Here is an 18,217-nt window from a genome sequence, read left to right as displayed (position 1 = left end):
CTGGTGCCGTTGCCTGTTGATCCAAGACGTCCTCCTCCAGAGGCGGTGCGGATTTCGCTCCGACCGGCTCTACCGAATGCAGAGCCCTGCGGCAAATTCATATTTGTGGGGGTTAATTAAGCGTATTTGATAATGCCCACGGAACGCGTGGAACATAATGGGGGGCAGTTCGTTATCTGTTGCAGCAACAACTTTGTTTTAAGCGAGGGCAAACACATGGACGTTAACGGCGTAGGCTGGATCGCGGCAATCATCATTGGCGGCTTTGCCGGATGGATGGCGGAACAGTTCATGAAATCCAACATGGGCCTGTTCATGAATATTATTCTCGGCATTGTCGGCGCGATCGTCCTCAATGCCATTCTTGCCTTTGCCAACATGGGTTTCACCGGCTGGCTGGCATATCTGGTCATCGGCTTCATTGGCGCCTGCATTCTCATTGCCGTCGGCCGCGCCGTGCGCCGATAACGCCTTCAAAAGGAGACGATTATGCTGACATTCGCAGCCGAAGGCAGTGGTCATGGCAAGCTGGAAATCAACGGGGGTTCCCAGCCGGTTTCCTATGAACTGGTTGAAGCCCGCGAGGAAGACGATAGCCGTCAGGTCCGTATCCGTCTGAACGCACCGCGAGACTGGCTTTTGAAACAGGGTTTCAACGGCGAAGCGGTTCTTGTGCGTGACAACGGTTCGCGCATTGCGGTCCGGCGGGAAGGCGGGCTGGATGTCGATGACAGCGTTTCCGTGACGCTGGAAGGCTATGACGATACGCATGGCGACGCTGACGACGTGTTGGATGCCTATCCGGAATTGAAGCACTGACGTTCCGGTTTATTGCCGAAACGAAAACGGGCGCGGTTTGAAACCGCGCCCGTTTTGCATTCAAAATATCAAGGATCAGTCCTTGGCGCGTTCCACATAGGAAGCATCTTCCGTCAGGATGACAACGCGGGTGCCGACGCCGATATGCGGCGGAACCATTGTGCGCACGCCGTTGGACATGATGGCCGGCTTGTAGGAAGACGATGCCGTCTGGCCCTTGACGACCGGCTCGGTCTCGATGATTTCCAGCGTCATGCGGGTCGGCAGTTCCAGCGCCAGCGCGATACCTTCAAACATCTTCAGCTGAACGACCATGCCTTCCTGCAGATAGGCCTTGTCATCGCCGATGACGTCAGGCGAAACGGCGACCTGGTCGTAGGTCTGCGGATTCATGAAGTGGAAGCCTTCGCCGTCTTCATACAGAAAGGTGTGGTCGCTGTCTTCGACGAAGGCGCGCTCGACCTGTTCGGTGGTGCGCCAGCGCTCGGAGACCTTCACGCCATCGGAAATGCGGCGCATGTCCACCTGGGTGACAGGCGTGCCCTTGCCGGGGTGAAAGTTCGCGGCGGTCAGAACGGCATAGAGCTTGCCGTCCACTTCAAGAACATTACCCTTGCGGACCGAAGAGGCGATTACCTTGACCATAAGTCTTCCTTGTAACTGAGCTGGATGCGTCGTAGAGGAGCGCACGAAATATGCGCGTCACAGACGCCAGAATGCGTTTTCGGGCCGCACCTATCCTATATTTGGGCAAATTGCCAGTGTGACGGCGGATCAGGCTCGAAGAAACGCGCATTTGCGCGCAGCAATGACTTGCCGAGATGGACATAGGACCGAGATGCTTGCTGCTTCCCCTTGGTGGACCCCGGATGTCCATGCCGACCGCCGTGGTTTCCTGATCGGCCGCAACCGGATTCAGGCGGGGCTGCGCGGTTTCTTTGCAGATCGTGATTTTGTCGAGGTCGATACCGCGACGCTGCAGGTATCTCCCGGCAACGAGGCGCACCTGCATGCCTTTGCAACGCAGGCTATCCATCATGATGGCAGCACGGCGCCGCTCTATCTCCACACCTCACCGGAGTTCGCTTGCAAGAAATTGCTTTCGGCCGGTGAGCCGCGCATCGCCTGCTTCGCCCATGTCTATCGCAATCGTGAGCGCGGCCCGCTGCACCACCCGGAATTCACCATGCTGGAATGGTACCGGGCCGGCGAGACTTATGAAGCGCTGATGCGTGACTGCGCACAAATGCTGGGTCTTGCAGCCGAAACGGTGGGGGCAAAGCAGCTGACCTATCGCGGCGCGCTGGCGGATCCGTTTGTGGAGCCACAGCGCATCACCGTTGCCGAGGCGTTCGAGCAGTTCGCGGGTGTCGATCTCCTGTCGTCCATCGACCGGAGTGGCGAAACCGATCGGGAGAGCCTCGCTGATACCCTGCGCGCTGCCGGACTGCGGGTCGCTGACGATGATACCTGGGCCGATATGTTCAGCCGTGTGATCGTCGAGAAGGTCGAGCCCAATCTCGGTTTCGGCCGCGCGACAATCCTCTACGAATATCCCGTCGCCGAGGCGGCGCTGGCTCGGCCGACGACTCATGATGCGCGCGTCGCCGAACGGTTCGAGCTCTATGCCTGCGGCGTCGAACTGGCCAATGCCTTTGGCGAGCTGACCGATGCCGCCGAGCAGCGCCGCCGCTTTGGCATGGAGATGGCTGAGAAACAGCGCGTCTATGGCGAAACCTATCCCCTGGACGAGGACTTTTTGCGCGCGCTCGAGATCATGCCGCAGGCCAGCGGCAGCGCGCTCGGCTTCGACCGGCTGGTGATGCTGGCCACCGGGGCATCGCGGATCGACCAGGTGATCTGGGCACCGGTCGCGGAGACCGAGGCCATGAGTGAGGGCCGTCAATGACCGCGCTCCGTTCCCTGAAGACGATCGATGACCTGGAGGGCGCAGGCTTGGTTTCCCCCAGCCATCGCGCCGGGCTGGATGATGTCGCCGCCCGTTACGCGGTCGCCGTCACGCCGGCGATATCCGCGCTGATCGATCCCAACGACCCCAACGATCCGATTGCCCGGCAATTCATTCCTGATGCGGCGGAGCTGCTTCGCCTGCCGGAAGAGCGCGAGGATCCGATCGGCGATGCGGCGCACAGTCCCGTCGAAGGCATCGTGCATCGATATCCGGATCGCGTTTTGTTAAAAGCCGTGCATGTCTGCCCGGTCTATTGCCGGTTCTGTTTTCGCCGCGAAATGGTGGGGCCGCAGGGGCTCGGCACACTTGCATCACAGGCGATGGACAATGCGTTTGCCTATATCGCCGGGCATCCCGAGATCTGGGAGGTCATTCTCACCGGTGGTGATCCTCTGGTGCTCTCGCCGCGCAGGCTGGCATCGCTCATGGAGCGGCTGGCATCGATCGATCACGTGAAGATCGTCCGTTTCCACACGCGCGTTCCCGTGGTCGAGCCGGAGCGTGTCGATGACGCCCTGATTGCTGCACTCAAGGCCAGCGGCAAGACCACCTATCTGGCGCTGCACGCCAATCATCCGCGCGAACTGACTGCCGACGCGCGCGCCGCCTGCGCTCGCCTGATCGATAGCGGCATCGTCATGGTCAGCCAGTCGGTGCTGCTCAAGGGCGTCAACGATGATCCGGAAACGCTGGCGGCGCTGATGCGCGCCTTCGTCGAAAACCGCATCAAGCCCTATTACTTGCATCATCCGGATCTGGCGCCTGGAACCAGCCATTTTCGTCTGACGATCGAGGAAGGGCAGGCGCTGGTTGCCGCGTTGCGCGGCCGTGTCTCCGGCCTCTGCCAGCCCGTCTATATCCTCGATATTCCTGGTGGCCACGGCAAGACGGTGATCAGCGCCTCGACCATCGAGGATAACGGTGGTGGCTGCTATACGGTGTCGGATTTCAACGGTGCCGAACATGCTTACCCGCCCGGCCAGCCTCTCTAAAGACGGATCTTACCGAACAGCGCGCTCAGTTCGGATTGCCGGCCGGTGCCGGTTTTCTGGAATATCGAGCGGATATGGCTTCGGACTGTTTCATGGCCGATACCGTGCTGACTGGCGATATCGACGGCGCTCATGCCGCTGGCAACGAGCAGCGATATCCGCGTTTCGGCGGGGGTAAGGTCGAAGAGCGCCATCAGCGTTTCCGGATTCTGCCGCATCTCGTCGTCCGGATCCTCGATCAGCGCCACAGCGCTGGAATGCGAAAATACATCAGCAAGCTGCGTGCCAAACCGCTCAAAACGGACAATGAGGGGCCGTCTGCCGATGCGCGACAGGCGAATGGCAGACAAGGTGTCTGCGGTTGGTCCGGGTGTCTGCAGAGCGATTTTGAGCTCTCGCTGGAAGCGTGCAGTTTCATGCGCGGAGCCGGCGCGTACTTCGCCCCTCGAAATGCGCAAATCTTCCGAAAGCAGCGCATCGGCTTTCGGGTTGGTCAACGTGACGAGGCCTTTCCGGTCGAAGAAGATGCAGCCGATATTCGAGGTCTGGAAGGCCGCAGCCATGCCTGTAATCTTGCTGGCGTCGATCTGTTGGGCAAGCTGAACCGCGGTCAGCAGCCGCGTCCGGATGGCATGAAAGTGCGGGATGTCCGCTGCCTGTGGGGAATCATCAGCCAAACGGTTCTGCAGAACGAAATATAGCGCATCCTTGCCCCTGGAGATATCCATTAGAACGCAATCACCAACGCCGTATTTTCTCATGAATTGATAGTATTCATGATGCTCGAACTGCTCCTTCGAGACGGCCTGGGCTTCAAGCACCACACCGGAACGCTGAAGCGGCTGCAGAAGGTTGGCGCGAAAATCTCGCGACGCCCAGTCGTCGCGCACATAGCCCTCCAGAAGCATATCGAGTTTTTCTGTTCTGAGCACAGCGCCGAATGTGCCGCGTCCGGACGGCTCCATGATGTTGATACCCAGAGCACCGCTCGCCCTGCTGATGGCTTCGATCGTCGGCAGCCACAGGGAGGGTTCAAAAATTGCAGCCTGGACCTGATCCAGGGCTTGAGAGAGAAGTTCAGCGTTAACGCGCATTCGAATCTGCTCACATTCGCAAGAGCCAACCTTAAGTTTGCGGGGCTGCTCGCGTCAATGGCGCAGGGGTGGGCATAGATGCACGATGATCGCCCCATTTTTGGTTCAATGCGGAACGGACGGAAATTTGCACATAAAAAAACCGGCCACTTTGCAATGGCCGGCTTTTTTAAACCTATACGCTGGATCAGCCTTGTTTGATCGGCGCGATCGAGATTTCAACACGGCGGTTCTGCGCGCGTCCTGCCGGGCTGCCATTCGATGCGACCGGGCGGTCGGGGCCGTAGCCGACGGCCGACATACGGCGCTGATCGACGCCCTGCGAGCTGAGATAGTTGGCGACCGAGATGGCGCGGCGCTCCGAGAGGCCCTGGTTGTAGCTGGCACTACCGGTTGAATCGGTATGGCCATCGACATCGACAAGCGTCTTGTTGAACTTGCGCAGCACGATCGCGACCGAGCTCAGTGTCGGATAGCCTCTGGGGCTTATCTGGTCCTGATCGGTGGCGAAGGTGATGTTTTCCGGCATGTTGAGAACGATGCGATCGCCGACGCGGGTGACCGAAACGCCGGTGTTCTGCAGCTGCGCGCGCAGCTCGGATTCCTGGCTGTCCATGTAGTTGCCGATCAGGCCGCCGCCGAGTGCGCCGATGCCGGCGCCAACAAGGGCCGCATCGCGGCGTCCGGCAGAGCTGCCGCCGACCAGAAGACCGGTCGCGGCACCGAGGCCCGCGCCGATCAGCGCGCCGCCGGCGGTGTTCGACATTTTCTGCTCGCCCGTATACGGGTCGGTCGTGGTGCAGCCGGAAAGATAGACTGCGGCGATGGCCAGTACGGCGATTTTCTTGATCATAGAATCAGAGGTCCCCAAATGGTGCTTCCTTTGCTTCATACTACTGATTGCGGCAGGAAGATGAAGAGCAAGCCTTTTGGGAGATGAACTTTCTGTTTCCGGTCGTGGTTCGCAGCTCTTTCAGAGCCGCTCAGGCCGGTATTGTTACCGGCCTGAGCGCTTGATGATCGTTACATTGCCGGCAGGACGGTGATGTCGCGGATGGCGCCGGTAGCACCAGTGACCTCGCCCGCTGCAGTGGCAGCGCCGGTTTCCAGGTTGACGGTGTAGAGCTTGGTACCATTGGCAAGCCAGGCGGTATTGGTTCCATCCGCCGTGGTCTGGACGTCGAAGGCGAAGGTCGGTGCCGCGCCGTCGATGCCGAGCTTGCCGATCGCGGCCAGCGTGCCGTCATTCGGCTTGGTCTGCTTGATCAAAGCACCGATCGTCGCATCGATATTGTACATCCCAGTCTTTTCCGGCTTGCCGTGCGAGTTGATATAGGCAGCCGCGACGATGTTCGGCGCTTCGCCCTTGTGCATGTCGGTTTCCTCGAAGGCGAGTTTGCCGTCGACGGTGACTTCGCCGGTGTCGGGATGAACACGGTGATTGGTCGTGCCAGTCATGAAACGCAGCCGGTCGGCCATCGGATTGAAATCGACCACCACAGGTTTGTCGTCGATGGCAAGCGGCGTGTTCATCTTGGCGACGACCGTAGCCGCGCCAGTTTCGAGATCGATCGTGACGATCGTGCTGTCTGGCGTCACGCCGATGACGGTTTTGTTGGAGGGGCGATAGTCGATGCCGACGAGGCTATCGACGCCGGTCACATCCATCGTCTTCGTCACCGTCGGGCTTGCGGTGTCGAACATGATCAAGGTCTTTTCGCCGACAAGACCGACAACCGGCGCTGCTGCGCCGATGGTTGCGCTACCGAAAAGCACGGTCGAGGCGATCAATGCAGTCTTCATGGTCTTCATCCGAAGTCTCCTTTGTTGTCTGAAATCGTCAACGGAAGCGGCATCTCAGGCAGCCATCCAACGGGTAGACACGCGGGGTGCCGTGTTTGGATGCAGCCAGTAAAATTTTATTTTCGCGAAATGCATCCAGAGATCGCTCTGGCGGGTAAAACGCCTATGTTGACACTCAAGCAGGGCCCGTCGATGGGATTGATGCAACCAAAACGCCATAGCGGCGGCGAGGGAGACAGCGGGAGCGGGATGCAGGAACACCAGGAAAGATTGGCGGATGCGCTGGCCCGTTGCGCAAAGGGTGATCGCAATGCGCTTCGGACGATCTTCGAACTCGAAGGCGCAAGGCTCGTCGCCGTTGCCCAGCGCATCCTGCGCCGGCGCGAACTGGCCGAAGATGTCGTGCAGGAGGCCTTCATTCAGATTTGGACCAAGGCCGGGCAATATGCGCCGGACCGGGGATCGGCGCGTGGCTGGATCTACGCGATTGCCCGCAACCGCGCGCTCAATCTGGTGCGCGATGGCAAACGTCTGGAGTTTACCGAGCCGGACAATCTGGCCGACCTGCATGATGCCGAACACATGGACCATGCCGCCAATGTCTGGGCCGATCTCGACCGCCAGAACAGATTGCGCGAATGCCTGTCGCGGCTCGATGAGACCAAGCGCCGGAGCATCCTGATGGTCTATCTATCCGGATATACCCATGGCGAGATTGCCGGCCGGCTGAACGTGCCGCTTGGCACGGCCAAGGCCTGGGTTCGCCGCGGATTGGCCTCGCTTCGGGAGTGCATGGCATGAGCGTCGTCAAGCAGGATATCGATGAACTGGCCGACGAATATGTACTCGGCCTCCTGGATGCAGCCGATCACGCCCGTGTTGACATGGAAATCGAAACCGACGCTGCCTTGCGTGCCGCTGTCGCTGCAAGCCGTGACCGTTTTCTGGCGCTCGATCTTCTGGCAAAGCCGGCTGCCGAGCCGGAGGGCTTGTGGGGCCGCATTGCGGCGACGCTCGAAGACCCAAAGGCTGGAAAGCCGGTAGTGGCTGCCCAAGACGTTCCTCAGGCCACGATCTATCCGGCCAACGATAACGGTAGTGCCGGATGGCGCCGGGCAGCGCTGTCCGGGATTGCTGCGTCGTTGCTCCTGGCGGTTGGTCTGGGCTGGAGCCTGCTGTCGCAGCCGGAGCCGCGTGTTGTTGCCGTCTTGCTGGATACGGCGGGAGAGCCACAGGCGATCGTCGAGGATTTCGGCAATGCGTCGGCACGGGTGATGCCGCTTGTTGATTTCAAGGTGCCGGAAGGGCGCATCATGCAGGTCTGGACGCTTCCTTCCAAGGACCTGGGGCCTGTCTCGTTGGGCCTTCTGCCGCGTTCGGAAAACATGGTCCTCAATGGCCCGGCCCTGCCGCCGCCGCAGGAAGCGCAACTTTACGAGATCACGATCGAGCAGGCTGGCGGCTCGCCGACCGGCCGGCCGACTGGCCCCATTCTGGTCAAGGGCTTTGCCAAGATGCCACGTTGAATGTGGCAAGACTGTCGGGTGCTTCGGTCTGGAGCACCCGACAGTCTTGTTTGATTGATTATTGCGTCAGGTCGATTTCTTCGGTGTTGCCGCCCGTGCAGGTGTAGCAGCAATCGGTGCAGGTTTCGGCGTTGTCCGGACCGGTGCCCCAATAGGTTTCCTTGTCGCCGGAAATCCAGGCGCCGTAGCAGATCTTTTCGCCCTGGTCGCAAGACAGCGGAATCTGCTTGGTTTCGCCGTCGTCCAGCAGGTAAACTTGGTTCTTGCCCGGCCAGACATGGTCGCGATCCTGGCTGTAAAGCTCGACTTCGACGGCATTCGGATGGCTGTTCTTCATCTCGAAGGTAACATCGGCTGCCGAGGCAACCGAGATGCCGCCGAGAAGCATGGCGATGGAAAGCACGGCCAGACCCGCGCGCTGACGAATAGTTTTCATAGTTTCCCCTTTGAATCTCTGCCCTTAAGCAGAACATGAGCTAGCACGAACATAAGGGGCGCGGAATGGCCCGGCGACGCTGAAGATGTCATTTTTTCCCGGGCCATATGGCCATTTTTGGTGACGAAAGCAGGTGGAATGCCCGTGGCGCGCTGCAAGTCAATCGCTCGCAAGCGACTTGTAGAAAAATGTCGAGCCGCAATAGCTGCCATCCGGCATCAGCGCATATTTCGGAATGACACCGACGCGCTGCCAACCGTATTTTTCATAGATGGTCTCGGCTGGACTTCCGGTTGCCGTGTCGAGCACGAGAACGTGCCTTCTATGTTTTATTGCCTCAGCTTCGGCAGCATCCATCAGTAGACGCGAAAGGCCAAGACCACGCGCCTTTCGATGAACAAGCAGCTTCTTCAGGTCGGCGCGATGCGGCTGGTTCGGCATCATGCCGATACCGAGTTGAACCGTGCCGAGGATTTCGCCGTCCGTCTCGGCGGTGATCAGCACCGTGTTACCCTCAGCGACTGCCTTGGCGACCCCTTGCCAGTAGGGGATCGCGTCCTGCTGCGTATAGGGCGACATGAAGCCGACGGAGGCGCCGCCCTCGACGCAGTCGGACAGGATGTCCGCAAGCGCCGGCAGGGCGGCGGTCGCTTCGGAAGGCGTGAGTGTACGGATCGTGATGTTGGGCATCTGGATTAGACTTTGCTGCGGTTGAGGATGATGGCGTAGCGCGCAGGCTTGCCGTGCGGATTGTGAAAGATGTGTGCTTCGGCGAGCCGCATGAACAGGCAGTCGCCCGCTTCCAGCACATGTGTCTGGTCGCCAGCGGTCATGGTCAGTCGTCCCTCGAACAGCCAAAGATGCTGGGTAAGGCCAGCGTCGAACTGCTGCTGCTCGAACATGACGCGCCCGCCCGGTGGAAACTCGACCTCGACGATATCGACCGGTGAACCGGTACCATCCGGTGAAACCGAGCGGCGCAGATAGCCGGTCTCCGGATCGCGCCAGACGCGCTGGTCCTTTCGGCGCGAGAGGGGATCGCCGGTGCTTTCGCCATCGGCGAAAAACCGTGACAATGTTGTGCCCAGTGCGCTGCACAGCCGGGCGAGAAGCTGGGCCGTCGGGCTTGCCTCGCCGCGTTCGATGCGCGAGATCATCGCCCGGCTGACACCGGCGCGGGTAGCAAGATCGTCAAGCGTCATCGTCTGAGACAGCCGGAGGGATTTCAAGCGTTCGGCAATATCGGTTTCGAAATGATCTGAATTTTCCATTATAAGAGAATTGTCGCTTCTTATAGTAGAGTCAAACGGAAATCCTGGCGCGCTCCAAATAAATCCGCAGCATGCCGCTTTGACGACATCAAAGCGCTGTGGCTATTGATAGTCTGGTATCCATGCGGACCAATCGGGAAACCGCCATTTGATCAATGTGTTAGCAGATGCTTGAGCAGGTGCCTCCCGTGGCGGCCTGATGCAGTTTGAGAGGGCGGATGGCGGCGATAGAAGAGATCAGATCCGAGCAGCCGCGGGCATCCGTGCTGTCGATCGCCAGCATCGTTGCCTCAATGGCCTGCGTCGGCATCGGCAATGGCATGATGTTCGCCTATGTGCCGTTCCTTCTGGCGAAAGGCGACAGCCCGCCATGGGTCGCAGGTGCGGCGGTAACCGCTCTTGCGTTCGGTGGTCTCGCGGGGTGCGTCGTTGCCGGGCCGATGATCCGAAGGGTCGGCCATGCACGGGCGTTTTCCTGCTCGATGGCGCTGGTGTTGCTTTCGGCCTTTCTGATTGCGCTCGGTTTTCATCCGTTGCTCTGGGTTTTTGCGCGCGGCGTCTATGGTGCAGCGGGCAATATCAATTTCATCATCTCGCTGAGCTGGCTCAACCATGCCAGCGCCAACAGCTGGCGCGGCAAGGCGATGTCGGTGTTCTACATGGTCTATGTCATCGCCATCGGTCTCGGCGCCTGGCTGTTTGGCCAGATCCCGGCGGAAGGCAACCTAGCGCCGCTGCTCACCATCTTCTTCACCACCATGGCGATCCTGCCGATCGGCCTGACGCGTCTGCCCAATCCGCCGCCGCCGGCCAAGGTCAGCGTCGATGTGCCAATGGTCTGGCGCAATTCCCCCGTTGCCTTCGTCGGTGTTCTCGCCGCTGGTGGGCTTTCCATGGCCGTGCAGGGCTTTACGCCGATCTATGCCGCCGCCAATTCGGTCACCCAGGGCGATGTCGCATTGCTGATGCTGGTCATGCAGTTCGGGCTAATCTTCATCCAGTATCCGATGGGCGTGCTGTCGGACACAATCGACCGGCGTATCGTGCTGATCCTCGTCTGCCTGCTGATTTCAGCCGCTGCCGTGTTGGCGCTCAGTGTCTCGTTTGCCAACCTGATCCTGCTGATGCTGGTCTTTGCCGTTTTCGCCGGTGCCGTCGAAACCGTCTACTCGATCGCCAATGCCCATGCCGATGATCGCACCGCGCCAGCCGATTTCGTACCGCTCGCCTCGACGCTTCTGATGTGCTGGTCGATCGCCGCCACGATCATTCCCTTGTCGATCACGTTACTGACGCCGGTGTTCGGGCCGAAGACCTTCATCTATGCGGCCATGGGCACGGCGCTCGCTTACGCAGCCTTCGTGACCGTGCGCCTGAAATTCCGCGAAACGGTGCCGCCGCATCTGCGCGAGAACTTCGAGATGAAGAGCGCACAGATGCCGAATGCCGGTGCGATGGTTGAGGGAGATCCGGTTGCGGGCGATATCCGGCAATTATAGTGAACAAAGCCTGCATTTCCCGCTTTGCGGCGGTTGATACCGCTGCTATATGCGGCCCATGAGCACAACACCTTCACAGACGCCCCTGTCGCACATCCGCAATTTCTCGATCGTCGCGCATATCGACCATGGCAAGTCGACGCTGGCTGACCGGTTGATCCAGTCGACGGGCGGCCTTGCCGCGCGCGAAATGTCGGAACAGGTTCTCGATAGCATGGATATCGAGAAGGAGCGCGGCATCACCATCAAGGCGCAGACCGTGCGCCTGCATTACGTCGCCAACAATGGCGAGACCTATGTCCTCAACCTGATCGACACCCCCGGTCACGTCGACTTCGCCTATGAAGTCTCGCGTTCGTTGTCGGCCTGCGAGGGCTCGCTGCTGGTGGTGGACGCGTCGCAGGGCGTCGAAGCCCAAACGCTTGCCAACGTCTATCAGGCGATCGACAACAACCACGAGATCGTAACCGTCCTCAACAAGATCGACTTGCCGGCCGCCGAGCCCGACCGCATCCGCGAACAGATCGAGGAAGTCATCGGCATCGACGCGTCGCAGGCCGTGTTGATCTCGGCCAAGACCGGCCTCGGCATCCCCGATGTACTCGAAGCGATCGTGCATCAGCTACCGGCACCAAAGAGCGAAGCAGGGGCCAATGGTCCGCTGAAGGCGCTGCTGGTCGATAGCTGGTATGATGCCTATCTCGGCGTCATCGTTCTCGTGCGCGTTCTCGACGGCACGCTGAAAAAAGGCATGACCGTGCGGATGATGGGCGCGGATGCAAAATATCAGGTAGAGCGTGTCGGCGTCATCACGCCGAAGATGGTCAATGTCGAGGCGCTCGGCCCCGGCGAGATCGGCTTCATCACGGCCTCGATCAAAGAAGTGGCCGACACCCGCGTCGGCGATACCATCACCGAAGACAAGCGCCAGACGGCGAAGATGCTACCAGGCTTCAAGCCGGCCCAGCCAGTCGTCTTCTGCGGTCTCTTCCCGGTCGATGCCGCCGATTTCGAGGACCTGCGCTCCGCCATGGGCAAGCTGCGCCTCAACGACGCCTCCTTCTCCTTTGAAATGGAATCGTCTGCAGCGCTGGGCTTCGGTTTCCGTTGCGGCTTCCTCGGGCTGCTGCATCTCGAAATCATCCAGGAACGCCTCGAGCGCGAGTTCGATCTCGACCTGATCGCAACGGCTCCGTCCGTCGTCTACAAGCTGTTCATGAACGACGGTACAGAGCGGGAGCTGCACAATCCGGCTGACATGCCGGATGTCGTCAAGGTCGCGGAAATCCACGAGCCCTGGATTCGCGCGACGATCCTGACGCCAGACGACTATCTCGGCGGCATTCTGAAGCTGTGCCAGGATCGGCGCGGCTTGCAGATCGAGCTCACCTATGTCGGCAAGCGCGCCATGCTGACCTACGACCTGCCGCTTAACGAAGTCGTGTTCGATTTCTACGACCGGCTGAAGTCGATCTCGAAGGGCTATGCCTCGTTCGACTATCACCTGAGCGACCACCGCGAAGGCCATCTGGTCAAGCTGTCGGTACTGGTCAACGGTGAACCCGTCGATGCACTGTCGATGATGGTGCACCGCATGGCTGCTGAACGGCGCGGCCGCGACATGTGCGAAAAGCTCAAGGATCTGATCCCCAAGCACATGTTCAAGATCCCGATCCAGGCCGCTATTGGCGGCAACGTCATCGCCCGCGAAACCATCTCGGCGCTGCGTAAGGACGTGACGGCAAAATGCTACGGCGGCGACGCCTCGCGCAAGCGCAAGCTGCTCGACAAGCAGAAGGCCGGCAAGAAGCGCATGCGCCAGTTCGGCAAGGTGGACATTCCACAGGAAGCATTCATCGCAGCGCTGAAGATGAGCGACGAGTAAGACTTCTCTTTCATCGGGTATGCGCATATATTAGGCGCATACCCGATGGAGAGTTTATGTCTCAGTCCGCCCGCAAATCTGCCAATCTGTCTCTCGATAGCAGTCTCGTATCGCAGGCCCGTGACCTCAAGATCAATTTGTCGCGTGCGGCGGAGGATGGCATCGAGCGCGCCGTCAAGGCTGAGCAGGAACGTCTCTGGCGGCTCGAAAATGCCGAGGCAATCCGGCTAGAGAACGAATATATCGAAAAGCATGGCTTACCCTTGGCGAAATATCGCCAATTCTGATGGCCAGATTCCAAGTCTACCGGCTGAAGTCAGAACCCATCTTGGCCATTGATCTACAAGAAAACATACTTGGCGACCTGCCCTCCAAAGTGATGGTGCCTCTGTATCCGGTGGGCGACATGTCCTGGTCGATTTCCCGGCTCAATCCCCGTTTCCTGATCAACGGAGAGCATTACGTCATGGCGACGCAACGTATCGCGGCGGTCCCCATATCTGAAATCGGAGAGACCGTGGCCGACCTCGCCGGTCATGCGGACGCCATCACCGGTGCCACGGATTTTCTGTTTCAGGGATTTTAGGCGGACGCTGCCCGCGCGGCAAATTCCTGCATCAGCCCCTCAAAGGCCTCCATGGGTGGAAATGTCTCGTAGGAGTGCACGGCACCGGTCTCGGCAAAGGCCAGTTTCTCGCTGGTGAAGGTCTCGACGAAAGGGGAAACTCCGCTTGTGTCATCCAGCATGGTGGCGCGCAGGTTGACGAACCAGTCCATGCCTTGAGGGCGGGTGAACATCCAGGTCATGCAGTGCGGGCAGAAATAGTGGCGGTCGGCACCGTGAAGGCCGCCGATCACCGGTTCGCCGGCAATGACTTCAAAACCCTCGGCCGGGATGGCGGCACTCAGCGAATAGGCGCTGGAGGACATTTTCTGGCAGCCGGTGCAGTGGCAGGCCATGGTCAGGAACGGCTGCGCGCTGATTTTTAACCGCACCTGGCCGCAACGGCAGCCACCTTCCTGAGGGATAGTCACTTTGCTCATGATTCGCTCCTCCGATTCTGCCGTTGAACCTAGCTGAGAAGCCTCTCTTGTCCAGTGGCGCCGCTGGCCGAAGCGGCCCCAAGTGCTGGATGGGCCGTACAATTCATTAGCCGGCTCAGTCCGAGGCGCAGGGCCATGCCGTTGGTGTGGTCAGTCCTTCCGGTAGCTTCGTTTCCTTGTCGCCGCAGGCCAGATCCACCTGGGCCTGTTCGAGACCCTTGGCTGCGGAGAGATCCAGCCCCTCGATATGGGTGAGGAACATGAAGGCCTGATCGAAATCCAGCGGCCCTTCAAAGGTCGCGCCGCTGAGATTGGCGCGCGACAGGTTGGCCAGCGAAAAGCGCGTACCGGTCAGCACCGCACCCTTGAACAGGACACGGCCAACTTCCGCCTTTTCAAAATTGGCGCCGGTCAGATCAGCGCCGCTGAAATCGGCGCGCTGCAGTTCGGCGCCGGCAAACGAGGCGCCGTTGGCGGCAATGTTGGCAAAACTTGAGCGATAGGCCTCGACACGGGCGAAATTGGCCTTTTCAGCTCTGGCCCCGGCCAGCCAGGCGCGCACCAGATTGGCCTTTTCGAGGTTGGCCGATGTCAGGTTCGAGCCGCTAAGGTCAGTCAGCGAAAAATCCGTGCCGGAGAGGTTGGCGCCTTCGAGTTCGCTGGAGGGCAGCATCAGGTTCTTCTTGGTGCACTCGCTCCAGTCCAGCCCCGGCTCTGGCGTGCTGCCGCAATAGGCGGCAATCGCCGGCGAAGACGCGGCAAAAAAAGTTGCCAGCACAACGGCCGGAAGCAATGCGGCGGCGAGCGCCATTGTCTGTCGGGTCTTGCCAGTTGCCGGGGCAGCCCGGCGGCCATGCCTGGTGGAAAAAATCGTCATGCGCTTCTCTGCTCCTCCGTCCGCCTCAGCCGGGCAAACGTCTTGCGCTTATAACAGTGTGTCCCGTTGTAGTAGATAGGAACCGCAGACCCTCGGGGCAAACGGCGGAACACGTTTATGTGTCAGGCGCTCACGCCGGCCATTTCCGGAGTGTCAACACCGCCTGCGTGCTGGATCGTTGCAACCCAGGCGCGGGCCAGCGCCAATCCGGCTTCATCCGCCTGCTGCGCATGCTTTGCGGCATGCTGAGGGTAGTGCGGCAGCCAGTCAGGATTCAGCCGGTTGATCACGCCTTCGAAGGTTCGGTTCCAACCCTCGACAACAGATGCTCCCGCCTCGAAATGAAACTGCATGCCATAGGCAGCGCGGCCGATGCGGAAGGCCTGATTGGCAACGGCCGGGTTTTGGGCCAGATGCACGGCGCCGGGTGGAAGCGTGAAACTGTCGGAATGCCATTCAAAGCTTTTGAAGGCGGAGCCGGCGGCGCTCAGCACCGGATCGCGTTTGCCTTCCGCCGTCAGTTCGACGCCATGCCAGCCGAACTCCCGCGTTCTACCGAGAAGATTGTCGCCGCCGTGGGCGCGGGCCAGAAGCTGGCTACCGAGGCAGATGCCGAGCACAGACTTACCGGCATCGGCAAAGGCGCGCATCAATCGGGCAAGCTCCGGCAGGTAGGGATGAATGTGGTCGTCGACCGCACTTTGCTCTCCGCCAAGCACGACGAGGGCATCATGACCGTGGATGTCACCGGGCAGCGCTTGGCCGGTGAACGGCTGGCACAGGTCGATCTCGGCGCCTGATTCCTGCAGCGCCAAGCCAACCTGTCCAAGGTCGGAATGTGCCATGTTTTCAACCACCAGAACCCGCATCCTGTCTCCACTTGCTTGCAATTTCGATCAGGTTGACCACGCCCCGTGCCGCGTTTCAAGGGGGTTGCAGCCCGATTTCACTGCTGGCGAGGCTGGAGGAATGGCCGGAAAGCCTTGACCTTTTGGCCTGAAAGTAGCATTGGACCGCCTTGGTCGCGTTCCTTGAAACGCCAGACATCGGAAAAACCATGAGTAAAGTGACTTCCTCTGCCCCCTCGCAGCGCATGCTGAGGGTCGGCGAACAGGTTCGTGCAGGCCTGACACAGGTGCTGCAGCGCGGCGAAGTGCGCGATCCGTTGCTCGAGACGACGGTGATCTCGATCTCCGAGGTTCGCATGTCGACTGACCTGCGCGTTGCCACGGCCTTCGTGACGCCGCTCGGTGTTGCCGATCATGCCAACGTTATCGAAGCGCTGAACCGCCACGCCAAATACATTCGCGGCCGTCTGACCCCGCATATCCGGCAGCTGAAATACATGCCGGAAGTCCGTTTCAAGGACGATACCAGCTTCGACAATTACAAGAAGATCGATGCGCTTCTGCGGTCTCCGGAGGTCATGCGCGACCTGAAGGATGAAGACGGCGAGGAGTGATGGCAAAGCACATCACTCTGGACGAACTCAATGCCTGGACGTTCGAGCAGCGCCAATCTTTCTATCGCAACGGACTGGCGCGGTTTGACAATGCCGAGGCTGTGCGCCTGATCGAAATGGTCGTCGCCTCCGGCCTGCCGTTTCGGAGCGGCAAGGAAATCGCCCACGGCGACCGCGAGATGAAAAAGCTCGAAGCCGTCGTCTTCTCGCCCTACAACGAGAAACTGCTGATTGAGGCCGCCGCTTCCGGAAAGCCGCCGCTCGGCGCCATCGAGCCCTTGCTGGCCGAAAGCCTGGGCGAAGATTACAGCATCGAAAACGGTGCCACCATTGCTGCCGGATACCTGATCGCCAGGCGGCTTTACGCCCTGGGATTTGAAAAGGGCAACAGCCAGAAAATGCCGGATGGCAGCGTTGCCAAGACTGCCGCGACGTTTCGTAAAAAAAGAGCCTGAACCATGTCAAAACCTCGCAAGCCCAAGGGCCGCCCGATTTCCGGCTGGCTGATCCTCGACAAGCCGCTGGATTTCGGCTCGACCGAGGCCGTGTCGAAGATCAAGTGGCTGTTCAAGGCGCAGAAGGCCGGTCATGCGGGTACGCTCGATCCGTTGGCATCCGGTATGCTGCCGATCGCGCTGGGTGATGCCACAAAGACTGTTCCCTATGTCATGGACGGCCGCAAAATCTATGAATTCGCCGTCGCCTGGGGCGAAGAGCGCTCGACCGACGACCTCGAAGGCGAGGTCACGCAGTCGTCTGATACGCGTCCCTCCGAGGAAGACATCCGTGCGTTGCTGCCAAACTATACCGGCGTGATTAGCCAGGTGCCGCCGCAGTTTTCAGCGATCAAGATCGACGGCAACCGTGCTTACGATCTCGCCCGCGAAGGCGAAACCGTCGATATCCCGGCCCGCGAAGTCGAGGTGTTTCGTCTGTCGCTGCTCGGTTGCACGACAAATCTGGCGCATTTCGAGATTGAATGCGGCAAGGGTACCTATGTGCGTTCGCTGGCACGCGACTTCGGCCGCGACCTCGGTTGTTTCGGTCATATCGCTTCGCTGCGCCGCAGCTTTGTCGCGCCTTTTGCCGAAGAGAGCATGGTGCCGCTGGCTGAACTCGTCGCGCTGGAAAAGATCGAAAGCGACGAGGAACGGTTGGAAGCGCTTGATGCTTTCCTGATCGATACCGGCGAAGCGCTGTCGAACCTGCCGCATATCGCCATCACCGAAGATCAGGCCCACCGCCTGAAAATGGGCAATCCGATCATCCTGCGCGGCCGCGATGCGCCGGCGTCTGAACCGGAAGCCTATGCGACCTCGCGCGGCAAGCTGGTTGCCATTGGCGAGATCGGCGAAGGCGAATTCCGGCCGAAGCGCGTGTTCGTCACCGGTTGAAACTTCACGGCCGTTCCATAGATTTCCTCACGCCGGATCGGTTGCCTTCATAAATTCGCTGGCGCATGGTCCGGTCTGTGATCGGGATTCGTACCTATGCCACGGTAACACGCGGCGGTACGTGATGGTGATACAGTGCCCCG

General features: G+C 60.0%; 23 protein-coding genes. 13 read left to right on the top strand and 10 right to left on the bottom strand.

Going from position 1 to position 18,217, the window contains the following annotated elements:
- Window positions 1-216: 216 nt before the first annotated feature.
- Together R6X40_RS21230 and R6X40_RS21225 are read left to right on the top strand one after the other, a co-directional pair.
- Window positions 217-468, top strand: coding sequence for a GlsB/YeaQ/YmgE family stress response membrane protein (locus tag R6X40_RS21230; RefSeq protein WP_113314651.1), 252 nt, complete (start codon window positions 217-219; stop codon window positions 466-468).
- Window positions 469-489: 21 nt separating this feature from the next.
- Window positions 490-819 carry a hypothetical protein gene (locus tag R6X40_RS21225; protein ID WP_318415801.1) on the top strand — a complete coding sequence of 110 codons (330 nt, stop codon included), beginning with the start codon at window positions 490-492 and terminating at the stop codon, window positions 817-819.
- Between the two features lie 75 nt (window positions 820-894).
- Here the strand turns inward: R6X40_RS21225 and efp are convergent, their stop codons facing one another.
- Window positions 895-1,464 (bottom strand): elongation factor P, encoded by a 570-nt coding sequence (efp, locus tag R6X40_RS21220; RefSeq protein ID WP_318415800.1) that lies wholly within the window; start codon window positions 1,462-1,464, stop codon window positions 895-897.
- 193 nt (window positions 1,465-1,657) lie between these two features.
- On the opposite strand from efp, the gene epmA reads away from it, so the two are divergent.
- Window positions 1,658-2,728 (top strand): EF-P lysine aminoacylase EpmA, encoded by a 1,071-nt coding sequence (gene epmA, locus R6X40_RS21215; protein ID WP_318415798.1) that lies wholly within the window; start codon window positions 1,658-1,660, stop codon window positions 2,726-2,728.
- Window positions 2,725-3,783 (top strand): lysine-2,3-aminomutase-like protein, encoded by a 1,059-nt coding sequence (locus R6X40_RS21210; RefSeq protein WP_318415796.1) that lies wholly within the window; start codon window positions 2,725-2,727, stop codon window positions 3,781-3,783. The genes epmA and R6X40_RS21210 overlap by 4 nt, the downstream gene beginning before the upstream one ends.
- Here R6X40_RS21210 and R6X40_RS21205 read toward each other — a convergent pair.
- The 3 genes from R6X40_RS21205 to R6X40_RS21195 form a co-directional block, all read right to left on the bottom strand.
- On the bottom strand, window positions 3,780-4,877 hold the full coding sequence (locus R6X40_RS21205) for a helix-turn-helix transcriptional regulator (protein WP_318415795.1): 1,098 nt from the start codon (window positions 4,875-4,877) through the stop codon (window positions 3,780-3,782). The genes R6X40_RS21210 and R6X40_RS21205 overlap by 4 nt on opposite strands.
- A 187-nt stretch (window positions 4,878-5,064) precedes the next feature.
- Window positions 5,065-5,730 (bottom strand): OmpA family protein, encoded by a 666-nt coding sequence (locus R6X40_RS21200; protein ID WP_318415794.1) that lies wholly within the window; start codon window positions 5,728-5,730, stop codon window positions 5,065-5,067.
- Window positions 5,731-5,900: 170 nt separating this feature from the next.
- Window positions 5,901-6,689, bottom strand: coding sequence for a DUF4394 domain-containing protein (locus tag R6X40_RS21195; protein WP_318415793.1), 789 nt, complete (start codon window positions 6,687-6,689; stop codon window positions 5,901-5,903).
- 240 nt (window positions 6,690-6,929) lie between these two features.
- Between R6X40_RS21195 and R6X40_RS21190 the strand changes: the two genes are divergently transcribed.
- On the top strand, window positions 6,930-7,481 hold the full coding sequence (locus R6X40_RS21190; RefSeq protein WP_318416032.1) for a sigma-70 family RNA polymerase sigma factor: 552 nt from the start codon (window positions 6,930-6,932) through the stop codon (window positions 7,479-7,481).
- Complete coding sequence (locus R6X40_RS21185) at window positions 7,478-8,206, top strand: anti-sigma factor domain-containing protein (RefSeq protein WP_318415792.1); 729 nt, start codon at window positions 7,478-7,480, stop codon at window positions 8,204-8,206. Before R6X40_RS21190 ends, R6X40_RS21185 begins: the two co-directional genes overlap by 4 nt.
- A gap of 58 nt (window positions 8,207-8,264) precedes the next feature.
- Here the strand turns inward: R6X40_RS21185 and R6X40_RS21180 are convergent, their stop codons facing one another.
- The 3 genes from R6X40_RS21180 to R6X40_RS21170 all read right to left on the bottom strand — a co-directional run bounded on the left by R6X40_RS21180 (window position 8,265) and on the right by R6X40_RS21170 (window position 9,913).
- Window positions 8,265-8,642, bottom strand: a complete 378-nt coding sequence (locus R6X40_RS21180; protein ID WP_318415791.1) for a hypothetical protein — start codon at window positions 8,640-8,642, stop codon at window positions 8,265-8,267.
- Window positions 8,643-8,801: 159 nt separating this feature from the next.
- Window positions 8,802-9,332, bottom strand: coding sequence for a GNAT family N-acetyltransferase (locus tag R6X40_RS21175; RefSeq protein ID WP_318415790.1), 531 nt, complete (start codon window positions 9,330-9,332; stop codon window positions 8,802-8,804).
- Between the two features lie 5 nt (window positions 9,333-9,337).
- Window positions 9,338-9,913 (bottom strand): XRE family transcriptional regulator, encoded by a 576-nt coding sequence (locus R6X40_RS21170; protein ID WP_318415788.1) that lies wholly within the window; start codon window positions 9,911-9,913, stop codon window positions 9,338-9,340.
- A 218-nt stretch (window positions 9,914-10,131) separates the two neighbouring features.
- Between R6X40_RS21170 and R6X40_RS21165 the strand changes: the two genes are divergently transcribed.
- The 4 genes from R6X40_RS21165 to R6X40_RS21150 are packed head-to-tail and all read left to right on the top strand — an operon-like array spanning window position 10,132 to window position 13,883.
- Window positions 10,132-11,412, top strand: a complete 1,281-nt coding sequence (locus R6X40_RS21165) for an MFS transporter (RefSeq protein ID WP_318415786.1) — start codon at window positions 10,132-10,134, stop codon at window positions 11,410-11,412.
- A 58-nt stretch (window positions 11,413-11,470) separates the two neighbouring features.
- Complete coding sequence (lepA, locus tag R6X40_RS21160; protein WP_412178432.1) at window positions 11,471-13,297, top strand: translation elongation factor 4; 1,827 nt, start codon at window positions 11,471-11,473, stop codon at window positions 13,295-13,297.
- A 56-nt stretch (window positions 13,298-13,353) separates the two neighbouring features.
- On the top strand, window positions 13,354-13,584 hold the full coding sequence (locus R6X40_RS21155; protein ID WP_318415784.1) for a type II toxin-antitoxin system CcdA family antitoxin: 231 nt from the start codon (window positions 13,354-13,356) through the stop codon (window positions 13,582-13,584).
- Entirely contained in the window at window positions 13,584-13,883 is a 300-nt protein-coding gene (locus R6X40_RS21150; protein WP_318415782.1) for a CcdB family protein, read from the top strand. Before R6X40_RS21155 ends, R6X40_RS21150 begins: the two co-directional genes overlap by 1 nt.
- Here the strand turns inward: R6X40_RS21150 and R6X40_RS21145 are convergent.
- From R6X40_RS21145 to R6X40_RS21135, 3 genes are all read right to left on the bottom strand, one after another.
- Window positions 13,880-14,341 carry a GFA family protein gene (locus R6X40_RS21145; RefSeq protein WP_318415781.1) on the bottom strand — a complete coding sequence of 154 codons (462 nt, stop codon included), beginning with the start codon at window positions 14,339-14,341 and terminating at the stop codon, window positions 13,880-13,882. The genes R6X40_RS21150 and R6X40_RS21145 overlap by 4 nt on opposite strands.
- 115 nt (window positions 14,342-14,456) lie before the next feature.
- Window positions 14,457-15,152, bottom strand: coding sequence for a pentapeptide repeat-containing protein (locus R6X40_RS21140; RefSeq protein WP_318416030.1), 696 nt, complete (start codon window positions 15,150-15,152; stop codon window positions 14,457-14,459).
- Between the two features lie 188 nt (window positions 15,153-15,340).
- Window positions 15,341-16,087 carry a type 1 glutamine amidotransferase gene (locus R6X40_RS21135; protein WP_318415778.1) on the bottom strand — a complete coding sequence of 249 codons (747 nt, stop codon included), beginning with the start codon at window positions 16,085-16,087 and terminating at the stop codon, window positions 15,341-15,343.
- 188 nt (window positions 16,088-16,275) lie between these two features.
- On the opposite strand from R6X40_RS21135, the gene rbfA reads away from it, so the two are divergent.
- Genes rbfA through truB form a run of 3 tightly spaced genes read left to right on the top strand, consistent with a single transcriptional unit; the run spans window position 16,276 to window position 18,074 of the window.
- Window positions 16,276-16,680 (top strand): 30S ribosome-binding factor RbfA, encoded by a 405-nt coding sequence (gene rbfA / locus R6X40_RS21130; RefSeq protein ID WP_318415777.1) that lies wholly within the window; start codon window positions 16,276-16,278, stop codon window positions 16,678-16,680.
- Window positions 16,680-17,135 carry a hypothetical protein gene (locus R6X40_RS21125; protein ID WP_318415775.1) on the top strand — a complete coding sequence of 152 codons (456 nt, stop codon included), beginning with the start codon at window positions 16,680-16,682 and terminating at the stop codon, window positions 17,133-17,135. The genes rbfA and R6X40_RS21125 overlap by 1 nt, the downstream gene beginning before the upstream one ends.
- Window positions 17,136-17,138: 3 nt before the next feature.
- Window positions 17,139-18,074 (top strand): tRNA pseudouridine(55) synthase TruB, encoded by a 936-nt coding sequence (truB, locus tag R6X40_RS21120; RefSeq protein WP_318415773.1) that lies wholly within the window; start codon window positions 17,139-17,141, stop codon window positions 18,072-18,074.
- The last annotated feature ends 143 nt before the right edge of the window (window positions 18,075-18,217 follow it).

This window comes from Rhizobium sp. PL01 (genome assembly GCF_033447125.1).
Taxonomy (GTDB): Bacteria; Pseudomonadota; Alphaproteobacteria; order Rhizobiales; family Rhizobiaceae; genus Pararhizobium.
The sequence above is the reverse complement of the archived record's forward strand: the minus strand, read 5'-3'. Positions and strand labels throughout refer to the sequence as shown.